At 62.9% G+C, this 17,201-nt stretch carries 17 protein-coding genes and 1 pseudogene; 6 read left to right on the top strand and 12 right to left on the bottom strand.

What is annotated here, in order from left to right:
• Positions 1-8: 8 nt before the first annotated feature.
• Positions 9-1,103, bottom strand: a complete 1,095-nt coding sequence (locus J3P82_RS15580) for a DNA alkylation repair protein (protein ID WP_434557636.1) — start codon at positions 1,101-1,103, stop codon at positions 9-11.
• Between the two features lie 275 nt (positions 1,104-1,378).
• On the opposite strand from J3P82_RS15580, the gene J3P82_RS15575 reads away from it, so the two are divergent.
• Positions 1,379-1,687, top strand: a complete 309-nt coding sequence (locus J3P82_RS15575) for an RcnB family protein (RefSeq protein WP_434557635.1) — start codon at positions 1,379-1,381, stop codon at positions 1,685-1,687.
• Here J3P82_RS15575 and J3P82_RS15570 read toward each other — a convergent pair whose 3' ends face one another.
• Together J3P82_RS15570 and J3P82_RS15565 are read right to left on the bottom strand one after the other, a co-directional pair.
• Entirely contained in the window at positions 1,688-2,011 is a 324-nt protein-coding gene (locus J3P82_RS15570; protein ID WP_434557634.1) for a protealysin inhibitor emfourin, read from the bottom strand.
• Positions 2,008-3,072, bottom strand: a complete 1,065-nt coding sequence (locus tag J3P82_RS15565) for a M4 family metallopeptidase (protein WP_434557633.1) — start codon at positions 3,070-3,072, stop codon at positions 2,008-2,010. Before J3P82_RS15565 ends, J3P82_RS15570 begins: the two co-directional genes overlap by 4 nt.
• A 113-nt stretch (positions 3,073-3,185) precedes the next feature.
• On the opposite strand from J3P82_RS15565, the pseudogene J3P82_RS15560 reads away from it, so the two are divergent.
• Positions 3,186-3,284, top strand: a pseudogene (locus tag J3P82_RS15560) (FKBP-type peptidyl-prolyl cis-trans isomerase); the annotation flags it as partial.
• 13 nt (positions 3,285-3,297) lie between these two features.
• On the opposite strand, the gene J3P82_RS15555 reads toward J3P82_RS15560, so the two are convergent.
• A complete protein-coding gene (locus J3P82_RS15555; RefSeq protein WP_434557632.1) occupies positions 3,298-4,410 on the bottom strand; it encodes a cytochrome P450 in 1,113 nt (370 codons plus the stop codon).
• Between the two features lie 82 nt (positions 4,411-4,492).
• Between J3P82_RS15555 and J3P82_RS15550 the strand changes: the two genes are divergently transcribed.
• The gene (locus J3P82_RS15550; protein WP_434557631.1) at positions 4,493-5,248 is read left to right on the top strand and encodes an ArsR/SmtB family transcription factor; all 756 of its coding nucleotides are present in this window, start codon (positions 4,493-4,495) and stop codon (positions 5,246-5,248) included.
• Here J3P82_RS15550 and J3P82_RS15545 read toward each other — a convergent pair whose 3' ends face one another.
• Complete coding sequence (locus tag J3P82_RS15545; RefSeq protein WP_434557630.1) at positions 5,249-6,040, bottom strand: helix-turn-helix domain-containing protein; 792 nt, start codon at positions 6,038-6,040, stop codon at positions 5,249-5,251. It lies immediately after the preceding gene.
• 110 nt (positions 6,041-6,150) lie between these two features.
• Here J3P82_RS15545 and J3P82_RS15540 point away from each other — a divergent pair, with 110 nt between their 5' ends.
• The gene (locus J3P82_RS15540) at positions 6,151-7,080 is read left to right on the top strand and encodes a DMT family transporter (protein WP_434557629.1); all 930 of its coding nucleotides are present in this window, start codon (positions 6,151-6,153) and stop codon (positions 7,078-7,080) included.
• Positions 7,081-7,259: 179 nt separating this feature from the next.
• Here the strand turns inward: J3P82_RS15540 and J3P82_RS15535 are convergent, their stop codons facing one another.
• From J3P82_RS15535 to J3P82_RS15515, 5 genes are all read right to left on the bottom strand, one after another.
• Entirely contained in the window at positions 7,260-8,279 is a 1,020-nt protein-coding gene (locus J3P82_RS15535; RefSeq protein WP_434557628.1) for a branched-chain amino acid aminotransferase, read from the bottom strand.
• 265 nt (positions 8,280-8,544) lie between these two features.
• Complete coding sequence (lpdA, locus tag J3P82_RS15530; RefSeq protein WP_434557627.1) at positions 8,545-9,927, bottom strand: dihydrolipoyl dehydrogenase; 1,383 nt, start codon at positions 9,925-9,927, stop codon at positions 8,545-8,547.
• A gap of 17 nt (positions 9,928-9,944) precedes the next feature.
• Positions 9,945-11,216 (bottom strand): dihydrolipoamide acetyltransferase family protein, encoded by a 1,272-nt coding sequence (locus tag J3P82_RS15525; protein WP_434557626.1) that lies wholly within the window; start codon positions 11,214-11,216, stop codon positions 9,945-9,947.
• The gene (locus tag J3P82_RS15520) at positions 11,217-12,275 is read right to left on the bottom strand and encodes an alpha-ketoacid dehydrogenase subunit beta (RefSeq protein WP_434557625.1); all 1,059 of its coding nucleotides are present in this window, start codon (positions 12,273-12,275) and stop codon (positions 11,217-11,219) included.
• A gap of 1 nt (position 12,276) precedes the next feature.
• Positions 12,277-13,512: a 3-methyl-2-oxobutanoate dehydrogenase (2-methylpropanoyl-transferring) subunit alpha gene (locus tag J3P82_RS15515; protein WP_434557624.1), complete on the bottom strand. Its 1,236-nt coding sequence runs from the start codon at positions 13,510-13,512 to the stop codon at positions 12,277-12,279.
• Positions 13,513-13,704: 192 nt separating this feature from the next.
• On the opposite strand from J3P82_RS15515, the gene bkdR reads away from it, so the two are divergent.
• Positions 13,705-14,193 carry a Bkd operon transcriptional regulator BkdR gene (bkdR, locus tag J3P82_RS15510; protein WP_003202929.1) on the top strand — a complete coding sequence of 163 codons (489 nt, stop codon included), beginning with the start codon at positions 13,705-13,707 and terminating at the stop codon, positions 14,191-14,193.
• A gap of 6 nt (positions 14,194-14,199) precedes the next feature.
• Here bkdR and J3P82_RS15505 read toward each other — a convergent pair whose 3' ends face one another.
• Positions 14,200-15,063, bottom strand: a complete 864-nt coding sequence (locus tag J3P82_RS15505; RefSeq protein ID WP_434557623.1) for an MBL fold metallo-hydrolase — start codon at positions 15,061-15,063, stop codon at positions 14,200-14,202.
• Positions 15,064-15,202: 139 nt separating this feature from the next.
• Between J3P82_RS15505 and J3P82_RS15500 the strand changes: the two genes are divergently transcribed.
• A complete protein-coding gene (locus J3P82_RS15500; RefSeq protein WP_434557622.1) occupies positions 15,203-16,003 on the top strand; it encodes a sulfite exporter TauE/SafE family protein in 801 nt (266 codons plus the stop codon).
• Between the two features lie 145 nt (positions 16,004-16,148).
• Here J3P82_RS15500 and J3P82_RS15495 read toward each other — a convergent pair whose 3' ends face one another.
• The gene (locus J3P82_RS15495; protein WP_434557621.1) at positions 16,149-17,018 is read right to left on the bottom strand and encodes an aldose 1-epimerase; all 870 of its coding nucleotides are present in this window, start codon (positions 17,016-17,018) and stop codon (positions 16,149-16,151) included.
• Positions 17,019-17,201 lie beyond the last annotated feature (183 nt).

Raw genomic sequence — 17,201 nt, 5'->3', positions numbered from 1 at the left:
GCATTCGCTCAGGGAAGGATCTCGAATGCGGCGCTGCCCAGTCGCTCGCCATTGACCAGCAAATGCACCGCATGCCGGCCCGCGTAGTGCCGGCGGGTGGTCAGTTCGCGGATGTGTTGGGAGCGCCTGAGGCTGGCAGAAGCAAGGGCGGGCAGGTCGAAGGTCTTGAGCTTGAACACCTTGGCCGACGTGCCACCTGACGCTTTCACGTAGTCGATGGCGTAATCGATCACCAGGCGTTGGTCCTGTTCAGAGGTTGATTTCACCTTGAAGGACAGGATGACCTGTTCTCCGAGGCGAATCACCGGCGGCGTCACCTGCAAATCCGAAATCTCAACCTGCGCCTTGCCGCCTGCGCCGATCACGGCCAGCGCCCGAAGATTGCCTTGCTTGATCAGGCTGCGCAGCGCGTGACGGGCGATCCAGGCTGTGTGGCGGTCCTGCAGCGGCCACCCTTCGATCCGCTCCAGTACCCAGTCGGGATGCTGTTTGGTCACGTCGTTGAGATGATTGGCGACGGATTTGCGCACGTAGAGGCTGTCGTCAGCCTTGAGGGCATCGAGGATCGCGGCGGTGAGTTCCGGGTTGGCCTGGATTGGTTCCAGATGAAACGACCACGGCAAGCGCGGCCGACTGCCCTCGCTGGCGAGGCGTCGTACATGCTCGTTGGCGTCCAGTGACCAGTCGTGCATGACCTTGAGGGTGTGCGCCAAATCATCGCGCAGGAAATGCCGGACGGCGAACTCCGCAGAGCCGAACCGGGTGAAATATTTGAGCGCGTCCATCGACAGGTCAAAACTATGCCGACCATAAGACGCCACGTAGTGGGGCAGGAACATGCTCACGAACATGCTGTTCAGCCGAGGGGCCAAGGCCCGCAGAACGTCGAGCGAGGCTTCATAACTCAGCGGCATTACCTCATGCAGACACTCGCTGACCCGCGCCATGCGCTGCATCACCGACAATTGGGCCAGTCCGTCGGTGGCCATGTGCAGGAACGCCTTGGCATCGAAGGCTGGGTACACCGCGCGCGTTTCGGTGGCGATGTGCTGCAGGCGCTCGGCGTTGAAGATTTCCTTCAGGGCGGGGGATGAAGAGGTCATGGCGAGGTCCGTGGTCCAGGAGCCGCCACTATGCCATGCCAGGCGCAACCCGTGGCGAGGGAGCTTGCTCCCGCTCGGCTGCGCAGCAGTCGTAAACCCGGTGAATGGGGTATCACTGAATGAACGCGTTGCCTGGATTGGGGTCGCTGCGCAACCCAGCGGGAGCAAGCTCCCTCGCCACAAGGGCATGGGCGCCTTCAGAAGCACCAGTAAAATGAATGATTCGCCGTCGATGAAGTCCCAGATTCAGTACCTTGGATAACCTGGAGTTTTTTATGCGTAAACCAACCCTGATCGCCAGCCTGGTCCTGATCGCCAGCCTTGGAGCCCTTGGCCCCGTTGCGCAAGCGGTCGAGAAAACCGGAGACGCCTTGGAGCACTCGCCGAGCAATGGCCGCAGGCTGGTGGAGAATGACCGGGTACCCGCCGACTATCAGCGTTCGGACCGGGCCATTAAAGATTGGAAGCAGAAGAAACTCGAGCAACCTACAGAAGAGCAACAATGGGTGCAGATCGATGACAAATATTTGCTGGTCGAAACCGTGTCCGGCGCGATCGTCAAGATCGTCCCGGCCACACGTTAATCAGAGCACCTCGCCCTTGTCCCACAAATGAACCAGTTCGCCAGGTGCCTGGTTCTCGGGCACCTGCAACACCATCTCATCGTCCTGGTCGTTGGCGCGGAAACGCACCTCGATCTGGAAGTAACGCTGGTCGCCCCGGCCCGGCGTAGAAGAGGTGAGCGGCAGGCACCCCTCCAACACTGAGCAGATGCGCGTGCGCTGATCGAGGTCGCACTGGGCGAACTCGATTTCCCGGGGGCGGGTCAGGGCGTGGATGGCCGCCACGCCGCCTTGGCGTGACAGCTTGACGACGGCTTTATCGTCCAGGTCTGGAAGGGTTTTCATCCGTTCTCCTCGTTCAGGTCGACGCCCACCTGGGCCCAGCCATCCTGCACCGCTTGCACTTCCCGTTCGCCGAAGCGTTGGCGGGCGTGCGCGACGGTCAGGCGGGCGAAGGCGCTGAAGGAGGCGTCATTGGCCAGTTGTCGGTCGCACAAAGTGTCATACCAGATCCGCCCGGCCTTTTCCCAGGCAAATCCGCCGAGTGCCGTCGCCACCAGATAAAAGGCCCGGTTGGGAATGCCAGAGTTGATGTGCACACCGCCGTTGTCTTCACGGGTGATGACGAACTCGCGCATGTGCGCCGGTTGCGGGTCCTTGCCCAGCAATGGGTCATCGTAGGCGGTGCCGGGGTTGGACATGCTGCGCAGGCCGTCACCATTGATCTTGTCGGTGAGCAGGTCGGCGCCGATCAGCCAGTCGGCCTGGTCGGCGGTCTGGCCCAGGACGAACTGCTTGACCAGCACCCCAAACACATCGGAAATCGACTCGTTCAGCGCGCCGGACTGGTTGGCGTAGATCAAGCCGGCTTCGCTTTCGGTGACGCCGTGGGCCAGCTCGTGGGCCACTACATCGAGGGAGCGGGTGAAGCGTTGGAAGATTTCGCCATCGCCGTCGCCAAACACCATCTGCGCGCCATTCCAGAATGCGTTTTCATAGTCTTGGCCGTAATGCACGGTGCCGACCAGGGCAAAGCCTTTGTTGTCGATGGAGTCGCGCCCCAGCACTTTCCAGAAAAACTCATAGGTGGCGCCGAGTGCGTCGTACGCTTCGTCCACCGCGGGGTCGCCGCTGGCCGCTTGGCCTTCCAGGCGCACCGGCTGGCCCGGCAATTCCATGTTGTTCTGGGCGTCATGAATGCTGCGCTGCGGATGGCCGGCCTGGCCAGGCTTGGGCAGTTTGGCCGCAGCGGGCGCATTACTCGGCGGGCCGGGATTGTGACGCAGGTTCTTAACGTGGGTCAGCGTGCCGAGGGCGCTGGAGCGTTGCTGTTCCGAGCCATGGGCGATGATGCGATTGAGGATATAAGGCGGGATAAAACTATGCAGCGGGCGAGAGTCGATCATCAGAAAGTCCTTATCTGAAAGGCAGGGTCGATACCCATGTGAACCGATGTGGCCGTTGCGGTTCCCTTGCGCGGCAAAAGGTTGCCAGTCGCATCGAATTCTGCGAAAACCCCGCGGCTTACGGTGAGCGGTCCATGGGGGCGCACATCAAGCCCAACAGCCATCTCATATTTGAAATCGAGCTGCTGGAAGTGCTGACGCGGGACGATTGAGGACTCGTGTCCATCATTGGTCGCTGAACAGCGGGATCCGTCCATTGACGGAAGGGCGGTAGCACCAAGCCAACTGTTCCAGTCGTGGTTGGTCCCCGAGAATCGCACCCAGCGTGGCGCGGGCAATATCCATCGCCAGGCTCTGGCCGGGACATTCATGGCGCCCGCTGCCGAAGCTGAAACTTCGCCGGTTCGGGCGATCCAGCAGCAGGACGTCCGGTTGCGGATTGAGCTGCGGGTCGCGATTCGCCGAGGCCAGCAGCACCAGCACCGCATCCGTGGGTTGCAGCGCCGTGCCGAGGATTTCGCAGGGCAGGGCGACGAAGCGCCGGGTGTTTTGTACCGCAGGGTCGAAACGCTGGACTTCGGCCAGCAATGGGCCGACCTGTTCAGGATTATCGCGGAGCAAGACGCGCAAGGCGGGATCACGGATCAGCGCCAGCAGCGCGTTGCCGATGAGGCCAGCCGTGGCCTCATAGGTTTGCGAGAGCAGGCCGATCAGGTTGGCGACGAGGCTGTCGGTGTCTTGGAAACCCCGGCAGATGCGCGTCAACACAGGATTGTCTTGCGCCGCGATGCGCTCGTGGAAAGCGCCGGTCAGTCGCTTACTGGCCCGGTGCGCCGCCTCCCGTTGCGCCGCCTGGCTCAAGGGCGAAAGGCAGGCGACGAAATCTCCCGTCCATTCGCTGATCAGGCGGCTCTGCGCCGGGTCGAAACCCAGCAACGCCGCCACCACGCTGGCCGGTCCGATAAACTGGGCCTGATGCAGGCCCTCGGCGCCATCCCTGAGAAAGCGCCTCTTGACCAACGCTTCGACTTGCCAGGGATCGATGTCCCGCAACGCGGGCGAAATCGCCGCCTTCGGGCACCGCTGCCGTTCCCCGTCGTTCATCCGCATCAGGCGCCCGAAGACCCGGCCGGCAGGCCCACCGGCAATGGCGCTCGGCACCGGCTCATCGGCCGGACGCACATGGCAATCGGCATGATGCAATACGGCGCAGACCGCTTCGGCGCTGCTGGCGATCCAGAGCTTCAATTGAGGATCGAAGGTCAACCCGCCATTGGCCCGCAGGCTCGCGTAGTAAGGGTAAGGATCGGCGTGAGTCGCGGCGATGATCGGGTCCATGAAGCGCTGCCTCGTTCGTGATGAAGAAAGTGTTGCTACTATCTCCAGTCGATGCATGGCTTGATTCGGCGGGGAGCGAAATATGGATGCAGGACAACATGACGTGGGCGTATCCCAGGTGGCGGCGGCCATTGCCGAACCGGCCCGCACCCGCATGCTCTGCGCGTTGATGGACGGTCATGCCCGCACCAGCACGGAGCTGGCGAGTATCGCCGAAGTCAGTGCCTCCACCGCCAGTGCACATCTGGCGAAGCTCAGGGAGCAGGCCCTGGTGCGCTTGCATGTCCAGGGTCGCCATCGTTACTACAGCCTCGCTGACCCACGTGTGGCCCAGGCCCTCGAAGCCTTGATGGTGATCGGCCAGAGCGCCAGCCCGACCTTCACCTCGCGCACTCCGGATCGCCTGCAATTCGCTCGCACGTGCTACGACCACATGGCCGGTACGTTGGCGGTGAGGTTGCATGACCGTCTGCTGGAAGCCGGATGGCTCGTGGGCGTGGAGGGCGAGGGCTACCAGCTGAGTGAGTCCGGCGAGGCGCTGTTCAACGGGTTGGGCGTTGACGTTCCGGCGCTGATGCTCCAGCGACGCCGATTCGCCTGCCCGTGCCTGGACTGGAGCATGCGCCGGCCGCATCTGGGAGGTGCCTTGGGCAAGGCATTGCTGCAAGTGGCGATCAAGCGCAAGTGGGTGATCCAGGACCTGGACAGCCGTGCCTTGGGGCTGACGGCTGCAGGACAGCGGGAGATGGCGGCGCGGTTTGGCATCAGCGCTGAAACTCAGACCCAACCCGCGGCCGCTATCGTGAGCAGGCGCGTCTCGCCTGCGGACCTGCGCTAATCAAGCCATATGCCTGCGTCGGTATTCATCCGGCGTGGTGCCCATCATTTTGCGGAACATGCTGATGAACGCCGAAGCGCTGCTGTAGCCCAGGTCCAGGCCGATGGTTTCCACGCTCTGGCCACGTTCGAGCAGGGCCAGGGCTTCGATGACTTTCAGGCGCTGGCGCCATTCCACCAGTGACATGCCCAGGTCCCGCTGGGCCCGACGCATCAGCGTGCGCTCGGTGGTGTTGGCGGCGCGGGCCAGTTGCGGCAAGGAACGCGGGTCGCTGGGATTCTCCTCCAAGGCCCGCAGCACGGGGCCCAACAGCGGATCATCCGAAGACGGCAAATAACTGCCGACATGGGGCGCCTGGACCAGCTTGTCCAGCAGCACCTGCAACAAGCGCTGCTGCTCGGACGTCTGTGGCTGGCTCGGCGGGTCGCTGCGCAGCTCTTCCAACAGGGCGCGGATCAGCGGGCTCAAGGTCAGCGCGCAGGGCACGGCGGGCAGCGCACCGCACAGTTCGGCCGCCAGATATAACGAACAATGGCAGGCCTCATGCCGATTGAACCCAACGTGTTCCATGTCCGGCGGTAGCCAGATGCCGTATTGCGGTGGCGCCAGGTAATGGTGCTGGGCGATCTCGATCTCCATCACGCCGCTGTAGGAGTAGACGAACTCTCCCCAGGCGTGCCGGTGCCGAGGGTAAGTGGCATGGGCCGGCATGCAGGCGCTGCGAAAGAAAATCGGCGAGGGCAGGGCCGCTTCGAACGGAGGAATCTTCAGATGCTGGGCTGGAGGCTGCATATCGATCGCAATGGCGGATTACCGGGATGGCTTGTCGGGTAATCACTATATCCAGCAAAGCTGTCAGGCAGACAATCCTTTCATCTATTTTCTGCCCAAGGAGTTTTCCCATGACTACCCGCCGCGCCCTGGATGGCCAGGTCGGCGCCCTGATGACCGGCCTCTGTGCGATCTGGGGATTCCAGCAAGTCGCGATCAAGGCCAGCGCGGCCGACATGGCGCCAATGCTGCAACTGGGGGTGCGCTCGGCCATCGCAGCGGTATTGGTCTGGCTGTTGGTATTGGCGCGCGGCGAACGTCTGTCCCTGGCCGATGGAAGTTGGCGTCCGGGCCTGTTGGTGGGGTTGTTGTTCGCCTTGGAATTCGTGCTGGTGGGCGAAGGCCTGCGCCACACGACGGCTTCGCACATGGTGATTTTCTTGTACACCGCACCGATGTTCGCCGCCCTCGGCCTGCACTGGAGACTGCCGAGCGAACGTCTCAAGCCGGCGCAATGGCTGGGCATCGCGGTGGCATTCGGCGGGATCGTGGTGGCCTTCAGTGGCGGCTCGGGCGCGGCGAGCGGCAGCTCGTTGCTCGGTGACGGGATGGGCTTGCTGGCCGGCGCGCTGTGGGGCGCAACCACGGTGACGGTACGCTGTTCGCGACTGACTGACCTGCCGGCCAGCCAGACGCTGCTTTACCAGCTGGTGGGCGCCGGGATACTGCTGATCGGCGCGTCGGCGGCGCTCGGGGAAACGACAATCAACCCGACGCCGCAGCTCTTTGCGAGCATGGCGTTCCAGGTGTTGCTGGTGTCTTTCGCCAGTTTCCTGATCTGGTTCTCCCTGCTGCGTCGCTACCTGGCGTCGCAATTGGGGGTGCTGTCGTTCATGACGCCGTTGTTCGGCATCGGTTTTGGTGTCTGGTTGCTGGATGAGCCGCTGGAGCCGAACTTCATCGTTGGGGCGGTCTTGGTATTGAGTGGGATTGTGCTGGTCAGCGGCTACGGCTGGTTTCGCCAGCGATGGCGACGAGGGTCGGTTTTGCGACGAGGGTAGAGCTGGCGCGGCTCCATGTGGCGAGGGAGCTTGCTCCCGCTGGGCTGCGCAGCAGCCCCAAAGCCAAGCAACGCGGTCATTCAGGTAGACCGCGTTTAGCGGGTTGCGACTGCTGCGCAGTCGAGCGGGAGCAAGCTCCCTCGCCACAAAAGCCCCCCAGTGCTACCGGGGGACTTAGATCAGACCTTGACGATCCAGCCCGCCGGCGCTTCCACGTCGCCGGTCTGCACGCCGGTCAGCTCTTTGTAGAGTTTCTGGGTGATCGGGCCGACTTCGGTTTCGCTGTGGAACACATGCAGCTTGTCCTTGTAGCTGATGCCGCCAATCGGCGTGATCACTGCGGCGGTACCGCAGGCCCCGGCTTCCTTGAAATCCGCCAGCTTGTCGATGAACACATCACCTTCGATCACTTCCAGGCCCAGGCGCGATTTCGCCAGTTCGATCAGCGACAGGCGGGTGATGCCTGGCAGGACCGACGGGGAGTTGGGGGTGATGAATTTGTTGTCGTGGGTGATGCCGAAGAAGTTGGCCGAGCCGACTTCCTCGATTTTCGAATGGGTCATCGGGTCCAGGTAGATGCAGTCGGCGAAACTGGCCTTCTTGGCCTGGGAGCCGGGCATCAGGCTGGCGGCGTAGTTGCCACCGACCTTGGCCGCGCCGGTGCCTTGTGGGGCAGCGCGGTCGAAGCTGGAGATCAGGAAATTGTGTGGGGTCAGGCCGCCCTTGAAGTACGCGCCGACCGGGATGCAGAAGATCGAGAAGATGAACTCGGGGGCGGTGCGCACGCCGATGTTGTCACCCACGCCGATCACGAACGGGCGCAGGTACAGCGCGCCGCCGGTGCCGTACGGCGGGATGAAGCGCTCGTTGGCACGGACCACTTGCTTGCAGGCTTCGACGAACTGCTCGGTGTCGACGTGCGGCATCAGCAGGCGGGCGCAGCTGCGTTGCATGCGGGCGGCGTTCTGGTCCGGGCGGAACAGGTTGATCGAACCGTCCCTGCAACGATAGGCCTTCAGGCCTTCGAAGCATTGCTGGCCGTAGTGCAGGGCGGTGGAACCCTCGCTGATGTGCAGCACGTTGTCTTCGGTCAGGGTGCCTGTGTCCCAGGCGCCATCGCGCCAGTGCGACAGGTAGCGCTTGTCGGTCTTGATGTAGTCAAAGCCCAGTTTGTCCCAATTGATGCTCTCGTTACCCATGACACCCTCTATTTCCTGACAACCGTCGAAACGGTTCAAGGCTTCTGACGTTTTTTAATGGGGACAACAATACTTCATTCCGGGGGTGTTTCGCAGCCCGCTCGATAAGGGGCAGGCATATTTTCCCGGCGTTTCACATCTGTGGCGAGGGAGCTTGCTCCCGCTCGACTGCGCAGCAGTCGCAAAAACGGGGCCGCTTCGCAGCCCAGCGGGAGCAAGCTCCCTCGCCACAGGTGAAACTCATGCCTACAGATGCGCTACACGTCTAGAGATGCAACGCATGCCCCAATGCCCGCAACGCCGCTTCCTGCACGGCCTCGCCCAGCGTCGGGTGGGCGTGGATGGTGCCGGCGATGTCTTCCAGGCGCGCACCCATTTCCAGGGATTGGCCGAACGCCGTGGACAACTCCGACACACCCACGCCCACCGCTTGCCAACCGACGATCAGGTGATTGTCCCGGCGCGCCACGACCCGGACGAAACCGCTTTTCGATTCCAACGTCATGGCCCGGCCGTTGGCCGCGAACGGGAAGCTCGACACAATGCAATCAAGCCCGGCGGCCTTGGCCTCGTCTGGCGTCTTGCCGACCACGACCACTTCCGGATCGGTGAAGCACACCGCAACGATGGCCGTCGGGTTGAACTCCCGGTGCTGGCCGGCGATCAGCTCGGCAACCATTTCGCCCTGGGCCATGGCCCGGTGGGCGAGCATCGGTTCGCCGCTCAGGTCACCGATGGCCCAGACATTGCGCATGCTGGTCTGGCACCGGTTGTCGATTTTCAGCGCCGAGCCGTTCATCGCCAGGTCCAGCGCTTCGAGGTTCCAACCCTGGGTGTTGGGTTTACGTCCGACTGCTACCAGCACCCGGTCGGTGTCGAGGTTCAACGTGTCGCCGTTGGGATCACGCACTTGCAAGGTGCTGGCCCGGGCATCGAAACCTTCGACGCTGTGCTTGAGGTACAGCTTCACGCCCAACTGCTTGAGCGCTTCGTGCACCGGTTGGGTCAGCTCGGCGTCGTAGGCCGGCAGGATCCGCTCCTGGGCCTCGACCACGCTGACCTCGGCGCCGAGCTTGCGATAGGCGATGCCCAATTCCAGCCCGATGTAGCCGCCGCCGACCACCACCAGGTGCTTGGGCACCGCGGTGGGGGCGAGGGCTTCGGTGGAGGAAATGATCGGCCCGCCAATAGGTAGCATCGGCAGCTCGACGCTCTTAGAACCGGTGGCCAGCAACAGGTGTTCGCACTGGATACGGCTGTCACCGACTTCCACAGTCTTGCCGTCGATGACCTTGGCCCAGCCGTGAATGACTTGGACCTTGTGTCTTTTTAGCAGCGCCGCGACGCCGGTGGTCAGGCGATCGACGATGCCGTCCTTCCATTCCACGCTCTTGCCGATGTCCAGGCTCGGCGCCGCCACGGTAATGCCCAAGGCCGAGCCTTGGCTGTGGTGCCGGGTCTGGTGGAACTGCTCGGCCACATGGATCAACGCCTTGGACGGAATGCAGCCGATGTTCAGGCAAGTCCCGCCCAGTGCCTGCCCTTCCACCAGGATGGTTTCGATGCCCAGTTGGCCGGCACGGATCGCCGCCACATAACCGCCAGGGCCGCCGCCGATGATCAGCAGCTTGGTGTTCAAAGTTTGCATGCCTGCTCCACTGATGATTAGTCCACGAACAACGTGGCGGGTTGTTCGAGCAGGCCACGCAGGGCCTGGATGAATTGCGCCGCGTCCATGCCATCGACCACCCGGTGATCGAAGGAGCTGGAGAGATTCATCATCTTGCGAATCACGATCTGGCCCTTGATCACCATCGGGCGTTCGACGATTTTGTTCACGCCGACAATCGCCACTTCCGGCAGGTTCAGCACCGGCGTGCTGACGATGCCACCGAGCGCGCCGAGGCTGGTCAGGGTGATGGTCGAGCCGGACAGTTCGTCGCGACTGGCCTTGCCGTTGCGGGCCGCGGTGGCCAGGCGCGAGATTTCCGTCGCGCTGTCCCACAGGCTGCGAGCTTCGGCGTGGCGCACCACCGGCACCATCAGGCCGACGTCGCTCTGGGTCGCCACGCCGACATGCACGGCGCCTGAACGGTGGATGACCTGGGCTTCGTCGTCGTAGCGCGCATTCATCTGCGGAAAGTCGCGCAGGGCCACGACCAACGCGCGGACCAGGAATGGCAACAAAGTGAGCTTGCCGCGACTGGCGCCGTGTTTTTCGTTCAGGTGAACCCGCAGTTCTTCCAGCGCCGTGACGTCGATTTCCTCGACGTAGCTGAAGTGGGCGGCGCGTTGGGTGGCTTCCTGCATGCGCTGGGCGATCTTGCGGCGCATGCCGATCACCGGGATCTGTTGCTCGTCGTGACGTTCGGCATAACCCGAACCACCCTTGGCCTGGGTCGACGGACCCTGGGCCAGGTAGGCTTCGAGGTCTTCATGAAGGACGCGTCCGGCGGGGCCGCTGCCTTGGACCAGGCGCAATTGAATGCCCAGGTCCAGCGCGTGTTTGCGCACGGCCGGCGAGGCCAGCGGACGCTCGTCGGGGTCGCGGGCCACGGGGGCCTGGGCCGCTTGTACCGGGCGAGGTGCGACGGTGGGTTTTTCCGCCACGGGTTCTGGTTTCGATGCCTGTTCAGGCTTCGCGACAGGCTCAGGCTTGGCCACCGGTGCCGCCGATTCCTTCAGGTTGCCGGCACCTTCCACTTCAATGCGGATCAGCTCGCTGCCCACCGCCATGACTTCACCGGGTTCGCCACCCAAGGCGATGACCCGGCCGTGCACCGGCGAAGGAATATCGACCATCGCCTTGTCGGTCATCACGTCGGCCAGCACTTGGTCTTCAACCACCATGTCGCCAACCTTGACGTGCCACACCGACAGTTCAACTTCCGCGATGCCTTCGCCGATGTCCGGCATCTTGATAACGTGCGTGCCCATTCAGACCTCCATGACCCGTTTCAACGCCGCGCCCACACGGGACGGCCCTGGGAAATACGCCCACTCCTGTGCGTGCGGGTAGGGGGTGTCCCAACCGGTGACGCGCTCGATGGGCGCTTCCAGGTGATGGAAGCAATGTTCTTGCACCAGCGACACCAGCTCGGCGCCGAAACCGCAGGTGCGCGTGGCCTCATGGACCACGACGCAGCGGCCGGTCTTCTTCACGGATTTGACGATGGTGTCCAGGTCCAGCGGCCAGAGGCTGCGCAGGTCGATGACTTCAGCGTCGATGCCGGTCTCTTCGGCGGCTACTTGAGAGACGTAGACCGTGGTGCCGTAAGTCAGGACGGTCACGTCCTTGCCCGGACGGGTGATGGCGGCGACGTCCAGCGGCACCGTGTAGTAGCCGTCCGGCACTTGCGCCTGCGGGTGCTTGGACCACGGCGTTACCGGGCGGTCGTGGTGGCCGTCGAACGGGCCGTTATACAGGCGCTTGGGTTCGAGGAAGATCACCGGGTCATCGTTTTCGATGGAAGCGATCAGCAAGCCCTTGGCGTCGTAGGGGTTGGACGGCATGACGGTGCGCAGCCCGCAGACCTGGGTGAACATCGCCTCGATGCTCTGGCTGTGGGTCTGGCCGCCATAGATACCACCGCCGCAGGGCATGCGCAGGGTCATCGGCGCGGTGAACTCGCCGGCCGAGCGATAGCGCAGGCGCGCGGCTTCGGAAATGATCTGGTCCGAGGCGGGGTAGACGTAGTCGGCGAACTGTATCTCGGCCACTGGCCGCAGCCCGTAGGCGCCCATGCCCACCGCCACGCCGACGATGCCGCTTTCGGAAATCGGCGCGTCGAACACCCGCGAGGTGCCGTACTTGTTCTGCAGGCCTTCGGTGCAGCGGAACACGCCGCCGAAGTAACCGACGTCCTGGCCGAACACCACGACGTTGTCGTCGCGCTCGAGCATCACGTCCATGGCCGAGCGCAGGGCCTGGATCATGGTCATGGTGGTAGTCGTCATGGCGGTGTCCAACGCAATAGTGTTGTTGTGATCGTTCATGTCAGATCCCCAACTGCTGACGCTGGCGCTTCAAGTGCTCCGGCATCTCTTTGTAGACGTCTTCGAACATGGTCGCGGCGCTTGGAATCTGTCCGCCGGCAAGGGTGCCGTACTGCTCGGCTTCCTTCTGCGCGGCGATTACCTGGGCTTCAAGTTCGGCGCTGACGGCGGCGTGTTCCTCTTCGGACCACTGGCCGATCTTCACCAGGTGTTGTTTGAGGCGCGCAATCGGATCGCCCAGCGGGAAGTGGCTCCAGTCATCGGCGGGGCGGTATTTCGACGGGTCGTCGGACGTGGAGTGAGGACCGGCGCGGTAGGTGACCCATTCGATCAGCGCCGGGCCGAGGTTGCGGCGGGCGCGTTCGGCGGCCCAACGCGAAGCGGCGTAGACGGCGATGAAATCGTTGCCATCGACTCGCAGCGAGGCGATGCCACAGCCGACGCCGCGTCCGGCGAACGTGGTGGCTTCACCGCCGGCAATGGCCTGGAAGGTAGAAATCGCCCATTGGTTGTTGACCACATTGAGGATCACTGGCGCCCGGTAGACGTGGGCGAAGGTGAGGGCGGTGTGGAAGTCCGATTCGGCGGTGGCGCCGTCGCCGATCCAGGCCGAGGCGATCTTGGTGTCGCCCTTGATCGCCGAGGCCATGCCCCAGCCCACGCCTTGGATGAACTGGGTGGCGAGGTTGCCGGAAATGGTGAAGAAACCGGCGTCCTTGACCGAATACATGATCGGCAATTGCCGGCCCTTGAGCGGGTCGCGCTCGTTGGACAGCAGTTGGCAGATCAAGTCCACCAGCGGCACTTCGCGGGCCATCAGGATGCTTTGCTGTCGGTAGGTGGGGAAGCACATGTCGTCGAAGTTCAACGCCAGGGCCTGGGCGCTGCCGATGGCTTCCTCGCCAAGGCTTTGCATGTAGAACGACATCTTTTTCTGGCGCTGTGCGACGACCATGCGGTTGTCGTAGATGCGCGTCTTGAGCATGGCGCGCATGCCTTTGCGCAGGATCTCGACGGGGATGTCCGCGGCCCATTCGCCCATGGCATTGCCTTGGTCATCGAGCACGCGGATTAGGCTTCGCGCCAGATCGGCGGTGTCGGCGGGTTCGACATCGATTGGAGGTTTGCGCACCGTGCCGGCATCGGTCAGATGCAGGTAGGAGAAGTCAGTCTTGCAGCCGGGACGGCCCGAGGGTTCTGGGACGTGCAGGCGTAGCGGTTCGTACGCTGGGTTCATGGCTTTCTACGCTCGATCTTGTGAATTTCTTGTAGTGGGCGCGCTAGCTGACGAATTTCCCCGGGTAGGGGAAATTGTCCTACAACAATCATAGGCTCGACGTAGAAGAATATTTTTCTCTGTTGGCTTGCCGTTTAGATGATTTGCAGATAAAAAATCTGCACAACGATAAGAAACGGGAAATTTTGTCTCATGCGCAAATTGGATCGTACCGACATTGGCATCTTGAACAGCCTTCAGGAAAACGCCCGCATCACCAATGCTGATCTCGCCCGTTCGGTCAACCTGTCGCCGACGCCGTGCTTCAATCGGGTCCGGGCCATGGAGGAACTGGGGGTGATTCGCGAGCAGGTCACCTTGCTGGATGCCGACCTGCTGGGCCTGCATGTCAACGTGTTTATCCATGTCAGCCTGGAGAAACAGGTGGAGGAGGCGCTGCAGCATTTCGAAGAGGCGATCTCCGACCGGCCCGAGGTGATGGAATGCTATTTGATGGCGGGCGACCCGGACTACCTGATCCGCGTATTGGTGCCGACCATCCAATCGCTGGAGCGCTTCATGATGGACTTTCTGACCAAGGTGCCAGGCGTGGCGAACATCCGCTCAAGCTTTGCCCTCAAGCAGGTGCGCTACAAGACCGCGCTGCCGCTGCCGGCGAATGGGTTGACGTTGGGTACGTGAAAGCTGCTAAAGCTGATTGATTGGAATCTTCAGATAAGTCACGCCATTGCCCTCGGCCGGCGGCAGGTGTCCGGCCCGCACATTCACCTGGATCGCTGGCAACAGCAGTGTCGGCATGCCCAGGGTCTGGTCACGCTGGGTGCGCATCGCAACGAACGAGGCCTCGTCGATGCCATCGCGAACATGGATGTTGTGCTGGCGCTGCTCACCCACGGTACTCACGCAGTGAGGCTCGCGTTCCTCCGGTGGATAGTCATGGCACACATAAAGCCGCACGCCGGCGGGGAAGGCCAGCAGTTTGCGGATCGAAGCGTAGAGCTGATGGGCATTGCCGCCCGGGAAGTCGCAGCGGGCGGTGCCGACGTCGGGCATGAACAGCGTGTCACCCACCAGGATCACATCCCCATCGATCAGGTAGGCCATGTCCGCCGGGGTGTGGCCGGGCACGTGCAAGGCGGTGGCCTTGAGGTTGCCGATGAGAAAAGATTCGTCGGCCGCGAACAGGTGATCGAACTGTGAGCCATCCACCGCAAATTGCGCTTCGAGGTTGAACAGCGCCTTGAAGACACTCTGAACCTGATGGATCGATTCGCCGATAGCGATCTTGCCCCCCAGTTTGCCTCGCAAGTAAGGGGCGGCGGACAAGTGATCGGCATGAGCGTGGGTTTCCAGCAGCCATTGCACCGTCAGTTGATGTTCGGTCACGAAAGCGATCACCCGGTCGGCCTGTTCGGTGCCGCTGCGGCCCGAAGCCGGATCGTAGTCGAGCACCGGGTCGACCACGGCGCATTGCCCACCGTTGTGTTCATACACCACGTAGGTATAGGTCTTGGAAGAGGGGTCGAGAAAGCTCTGGATCTGCGCGGGCATGACAACGGACCTGTGCGGGAAGAAGCGGTTGCTACGCTTGAGGTTTACAACATAAGGTCCGCAGCTTAAGTGAGGGCCACCGCGTCCTGCAAATGCGATCACGCCTGACAACAGGGGTGCGCGGCTTGAGAGAACCTGAATGTTATTGGCAAGTCTTTTCGGTGTGGTCATGGGCCTGGTCCTTGGCCTGACGGGCGCGGGCGGCGGTATTCTGGCCGTGCCGGCCTTGGTGTTGGGCCTGGGTTGGAGCATGACCCAGGCCGCGCCAGTGGCGTTGTTCGCGGTGGGCAGCGCGGCGGCGGTGGGCGCCATCGATGGGTTGCGTCATGGCCTGGTGCGATACCGGGCGGCCCTGTTGATTGCGCTGCTGGGCGCGGTGTTTTCGCCGCTGGGCATCTACCTCGCCCACCAGCTTTCGGAAAAAATCCTGATGATCCTGTTCAGCCTGTTGATGGTGTTGGTGGCGGCGCGCATGTTGCGACGGGAGACCGCGCAACCGGGCCCCAGCGATCATGGCGCGGCCAGTTGGGGCCAGAAGAATTGCCTGCTTGATCAGCAGACCGGTCGCCTGGCCTGGACCGCGCGGTGCACCGCCACATTGTCGGCATTGGGCGCCGTGACGGGCATTGTCTCGGGGTTGTTGGGCGTTGGTGGCGGCTTCTTGATCGTGCCGGCGTTCAAGCAACTGACCGACGTGCAGATGCGCGGCATTGTCGCCACGTCGCTGATGGTCATCAGCCTGATTTCACTGATTGGCGTGGCGGGGGCGTTTCATGCTGGGGTCAGCATCGACCGGGTAGGCGGCGTATTCATTGCGGCGAGCATTGTCGGGATGGTGCTCGGGCGACGGTTTTCGGCGAAGGTTCCAGCGCGGGCGTTGCAGGTGGGATTTGCCGGGGTATGCCTGGCGGTGGCGGTGTTCATGTTGCTGCGGGCGTAGCTGCGACGAATCAGGATTGCACATTGCCTTTGTGGCGAGGGAGCTTGCTCCCGCTCGGCTGCGCAGCAGACGCCTTGGGTCAAGACTGTATGGGCCTGCTGCGCAGGCCAGCGGGAGCAAGCTCCCTCGCCACGGGGTGGTGTGTCTACAGCAACCGGCACTGCATCGAAAACCCCAACGCCACCGACTGCCCTTGCTCGAGCAAACGCAACCCCGGCCGTCCTGGCAGATGGTGGGCATTGACCGGATGGCTGACCGGTTCGATGCAGAAAAAGTCCAGCCCGACGGGGCAGTACAGCAGGAAGTATTTGCTGCCGCTGGCGCGGCATTCCAACTCATAGCCCAAGTCCGGTTGCTGGATCAGGCATTGACCGTCCCAGCCGTCGAAACCATTGTCGACGAGGGTATCGGGCAGGGCGCGAATCTCTTGGAAATCCCACTCGGCAGGCACTTCGCTCAGCTCGGTCGGCAACTTCGAGGCGTCGCATTTCCAGACTTCGCTCGCCCGGGTTTGCAGGCGCGTACCGGCGGTGCGCGGAAAATACGGATGCAGACCCAGCCCATGCCACGCGGGCTGTTTGGCCGTGTGGGTGACAAGCATCGCGATCTGCAACTGCCCGCCGCTGAGGCGGATCCGCAAGCTGGCGCAGTAGGCGAACGGTTGCAGGCTGTCGAGTTGCAGTAACGCTTCCTGACCGCTTTGTTCGATGACTTGCCAGGGTTGTTGCCAGGCGCTGCCGTGGATCGGAAACGGGTCGTTGGGGCTGTTGGCTTCCAGTGCCAGCCAGCCACCGGGGCAGTCGAAACCGCCTTCGGCAATGCGGTTCGACCAGGGGATCAGAGGGAAACAACCCAGCTTGCCCGGCAGGCCGTTTTCCAGCGCTTGTGGGGCGGGAGGGCGTAGCAGCGGGGCGTCGGTGCTGCGTAATGTCCACTCAACGAGACTGGCGCCCAAATGCGGGGCCAGGGTCAGGCGGGTGAGTTCGTCTTCGAGATGGAGAAGGGGCTGCGTCATGGTGGTCGCGTCTATTAGGAAGGGCAGATATAGGAAGGGCAGATAGCTTTTTTGGGAAGGGCAGATAGCTTTTGTGGCGAGGGAGCTTGCTCCCGCTCGGCTGCGCAGCAGTCGCCCGAGTTCAAACCGGGTGGGCCTGCTGCGCAGTCCAGCGGGAGCAAGCTCCCTCGCCACAAGGGGGCT

The sequence above is a fragment of the Pseudomonas sp. Z4-20 genome (assembly GCF_051131955.1).
In the GTDB taxonomy this organism is placed as follows: Bacteria; Pseudomonadota; Gammaproteobacteria; order Pseudomonadales; family Pseudomonadaceae; genus Aquipseudomonas; species Aquipseudomonas marvdashtae.
The sequence above is the reverse complement of the archived record's forward strand: the minus strand, read 5'-3'. Positions and strand labels throughout refer to the sequence as shown.